The sequence below is a fragment of the Bradyrhizobium sp. genome (assembly GCF_027307225.1).
In the GTDB taxonomy this organism is placed as follows: domain Bacteria; phylum Pseudomonadota; class Alphaproteobacteria; order Rhizobiales; family Xanthobacteraceae; genus Bradyrhizobium.
The window spans coordinates 1-3,976 of record NZ_DAHUXJ010000074.1 but is presented as its reverse complement, the minus strand read 5'-3'; the positions used below and the strand labels follow the sequence as shown (position 1 = coordinate 3,976).

At 60.8% G+C, this 3,976-nt stretch carries 4 protein-coding genes; all 4 read left to right on the top strand.

The window, feature by feature from the left end:
• Positions 1–176: 176 nt before the first annotated feature.
• Entirely contained in the window at positions 177–1,037 is an 861-nt protein-coding gene (gene tesB, locus M6D32_RS12910; RefSeq protein WP_298256668.1) for an acyl-CoA thioesterase II, read from the top strand.
• A gap of 443 nt (positions 1,038–1,480) precedes the next feature.
• Positions 1,481–1,819 carry a P-II family nitrogen regulator gene (locus M6D32_RS12905; RefSeq protein WP_298256666.1) on the top strand — a complete coding sequence of 113 codons (339 nt, stop codon included), beginning with the start codon at positions 1,481–1,483 and terminating at the stop codon, positions 1,817–1,819.
• Positions 1,820–2,063: 244 nt separating this feature from the next.
• Complete coding sequence (locus tag M6D32_RS12900) at positions 2,064–3,368, top strand: ammonium transporter (RefSeq protein WP_298256664.1); 1,305 nt, start codon at positions 2,064–2,066, stop codon at positions 3,366–3,368.
• A 302-nt stretch (positions 3,369–3,670) separates the two neighbouring features.
• The coding region (locus tag M6D32_RS12895; protein ID WP_298256662.1) for a P-II family nitrogen regulator at positions 3,671–3,976 on the top strand (306 nt) is incomplete at its 3' end.

The following is a 3,976-nucleotide window of genomic DNA, read 5'->3' as shown; positions in this document are numbered from 1 at the left end:
GCGCCAATCCCGCAAACGCTCCGCCGCCGATGACAATGCCTCGCTGTGCCGACATAGTAAGCCTAGATCAAATCCGGAAAGATGACTTGCTACCTTATTATAGCTGGGCGAAACAGGCCGGCGAAACAAGGGCCAATCTCTCAACTCGGGTTCGCAATAGCCGATAAAGGAAACCGATGTCCAAGAGCCTGATCGATCTGATCTCGATCCTCGACCTTGAACCGATCGAAGTGAACATGTTCCGCGGCAAGAGCCCGAAGACCTCCTGGCAACGGGTCTTCGGCGGACAGGTGATCGGGCAGGCGATGGTCGCTGCATGCCGGACGGTCGAGGGCCGGCTGCCGCATTCCCTGCATTGCTATTTCATTTTGCCGGGCGACCCGCAGATTCCGATCATTTATCAGGTCGAGCGACTGCGCGACGGCAAGAGCTATTCGACGCGGCGCGTCACTGCGATCCAGCACGGCAATGCCATCTTCTCGATCATGGTGTCGTTTCACGCCGAGGAGCAGGGCGCCTTCGACCATCAGGACAACATGCCGGACGTCCCGCCGCCGGAGAAACTCACCGCGGAGGAAATGGCCAAGCAGCCGATGTTCCGCGACATGCCGGAATTCATCCGCCGCTATTACGAATCTGACCGCCCGATCGAATTGCGGCCGGTCGAACTTGGCCGCTATTTCGGCCAGGAGATCGACGACGGCCGCATCCATGTCTGGATCAGGACCGCCGCGAAACTGCCCGACGATCCGGCGTTGCATATGTGCGCTCTCGCCTACGCATCGGATTTCTCGCTGCTTGACGCCGTCATGGCGCGCTACGGCCGGACGCTGTTCGACAAGCGCATGATGCCGGCGAGCCTCGACCATGCGATGTGGTTTCACCGTCCGTTTCGCGCCGACGAATGGCTGCTTTACGCTCAGGACTCGCCAAGCGCGCAAGGCGGACGCGGCCTCACGCGCGGGCTGATTTTCAAGCAGGACGGCACACTGGTCGCTTCCGTCGCGCAGGAAGGCTCGGTGCGCGAGCGCCGGTGATCGAGCCGGCCTACGCGTCCCGCGGGACCAATAAGGTCTGCGAAGCGACCCAGCCCATCATCCCACGCACCACCCAGGGAATCGGAATGAGGAAAGCACAACCGATCGCCGTGACGATGGTGCGCCCGAGATATTCGAGGCCGGTAGCCTTGATCGCGGAATTGAGCGTCCGGAAAGGGCCCCTGCTGGCCGCCTTTGGCGAAGAACCACGAACGATTTGGCATTTTTCCCCCTTGCGCACAGCATGAAGACCAGCGTCTCATTGCCGGCCGGTCGATCTTGGCAGAAGACGCCGTTGCCGCTACAGGAACTATCGGCCGAAGCAGCAATTTCGCAATTGTTTTTCGGTCAGACCGCCCCTTATTGTGTGACGGAGGGGGAGGAATACCACTCCCCCGCACCGCTTGACCGACCTTCGAAATCCGGGAAAAGAAGGCCTGAACATGAAGCTTGTTGTCGCCATTATCAAACCCTTCAAACTTGACGAGGTCCGCCAGGCGCTGACTGCGATCGGCGTGCACGGCATGACCGTCACCGAGGTCAAAGGCTACGGCCGGCAAAAGGGCCACACCGAAATCTATCGCGGCGCCGAATACGTCGTGAACTTCCTGCCCAAGCTGCGGATCGAGATCGCGGTGGCGTCGGATATCGCCGACAAGGCCGTCGACGTGATCACCTCGAGCGCCCGCACGGGTCAGATTGGCGACGGCAAGATTTTCGTGACGCCGATCGACCATGCGCTGCGGATCAGGACCGGCGAAACCGACAGCGACGCGCTCTAGTGTGGCGGTTCAGAAGTCCGCATCATTTGTGCCGCGGGTTTGTCATGCGGACTTCTGAACCAAAGCCGCACCAGAGATAATACGTTTACTAGTGTCCTTTCGATTCCGAAGTTCGAAACGTGGCTCCATAAGATGCTACGAACTTCGGAATCGGGACACTAGTCTCGAAAAAGAAAGCTCGCAAGACTTCGATCGTACCTGGCAAGGGCGCCGGGCTCGCGAATAACAACGGGGTGGACTACCAATGGGGGCACATTTGCGTCGCGCGGCGAAGCTGGCCGCGCCGGTTCTGCTGGCCGTCTTCTCGACTGTCACGCCCGCTTCCGCGGCAAACTCCGAGATCAGCAGCGCCGACACCGCGTGGATGATTGTCGCGACCGCGCTGGTGCTGATGATGACCATCCCGGGTCTGGCCCTGTTTTATTCCGGCATGGTGAGAAAGAAGAACGTACTGGGGACGATGGCGCAAAGCCTGGCCGCCGTGGCCTTGATTTCCATCCTCTGGGTGGCCTTCGGTTATTCGCTGGTTTTCGTCGGCGACGGTCCATTGCTTGGCGGCCTCCGCCGCTGGTTCCTCGCCGGAATGACCATGGACAGCGTCAATCCGGCGGCAAAGACGATTCCGGAAGCACTGTTCATGCTCTACCAGATGACATTCGCGGTCATCACGGTGGCGCTGGTCGCCGGTTCGGTCGCCGACCGCATGCGGTTCTCGGCATATCTCCTGTTTTCCATCGGCTGGTTCATGCTGGTCTACGTGCCCCTGGCGCATTGGGTGTGGGGCGGCGGCTTTCTCGGTTCCGCCGGCGTTCTTGATTTTGCCGGTGGACTGGTTGTGCATCTTTCCGCCGGCGCCGGCGGTTTGGTGGCGGCGCTGGTGGTCGGACGCCGACGCGGCTATGGCACCGAGAATCTGTCGCCGTTCGATCTGTCGCTGGCCGTGATCGGCACCGGCCTGTTGTGGGTCGGCTGGTTCGGTTTCAACGGTGGATCGGCGCTCGGCGCCAACTCACGCGCGGTGATGGCGATCATAGCTACGCATCTGGCGGCCTGTGCCGGGGCGCTCACGTGGGGCGCGATCGAATGGTCCATCCAGCGCAAACCATCCGTGCTCGGGATGATCTCGGGCGCCGTTGCCGGGCTCGGCACGATTACGCCGGCTTCCGGATTCGTTGAGCCCTGGGCCGGCATTGTGATTGGCGTGATTGCGGGCGGCGTTTGCTTCTGGGCCTGTACCTGGCTGAAGCGCCGCTTCAATTATGACGATTCACTCGACGTGTTCGGCGTCCACGGCATAGGCGGAATGAGCGGCGTTCTCCTGACCGGCGTGTTCGCGAGCGCTTCGATCGGAGGCGCTTCCGGCCTTCTGGAAGGCAATCCACATCTCTTGCTGGCGCAAGCTTACGGCGTGGCGGTCACGCTCGGCTGGTCGGTGGTTGTGACGTACGTTCTGCTCAAGCTCGTCGGCCTGTTCGTGCACATCCGCGTTTCGACCCAGCAGGAGCTGGAAGGCCTCGATATCTCGCAGCACGGCGAGGCCCTTCAATAAGTATTTGGATACCGAACGCCTGCCCGCGGGTTGAGCAGGGGTAGATCTTTCGATTCCCTTTGCACAATTCGTGGGCTGCATTGCCTAGCCTTTGGGCGGCGCGCAGCAACATCGTTCCGTGCGCACCCCCGGCACGTCAAAACCTCCGCGTTAAATGACGTTTCCGGAGGAAGCGGAACTGGCACGGCATTTGATTCCTCCGCGATTAGCTGTGCCCGCGTCGTGACCATTTTCTCGCGCGGTGAACCCAGCCGGAATTGCCCGGTCGCCTCTCGGCCGGGTCCAAGCGGGGATCAAGACCGATGAAAATCGTTATGGCGATCATCAAGCCGTTCAAGCTCGAAGAAGTCCGCGATGCACTTACCGCCATCGGCGTTCACGGCCTGACCGTCACCGAAGTCAAGGGATATGGCCGACAGAAGGGCCACACCGAGATCTATCGCGGCGCCGAATATGCGGTGAGCTTTCTGCCCAAGATCAAGATCGAAGTCGCGATCGCGACCGACCAGGTTGAGAAAACCATCGAGGCCATCACGTCGGCGGCCAAGACCGGTCAGATCGGCGACGGCAAGATTTTCGTCATCAACCTCGAAAACGCAGTCCGGATC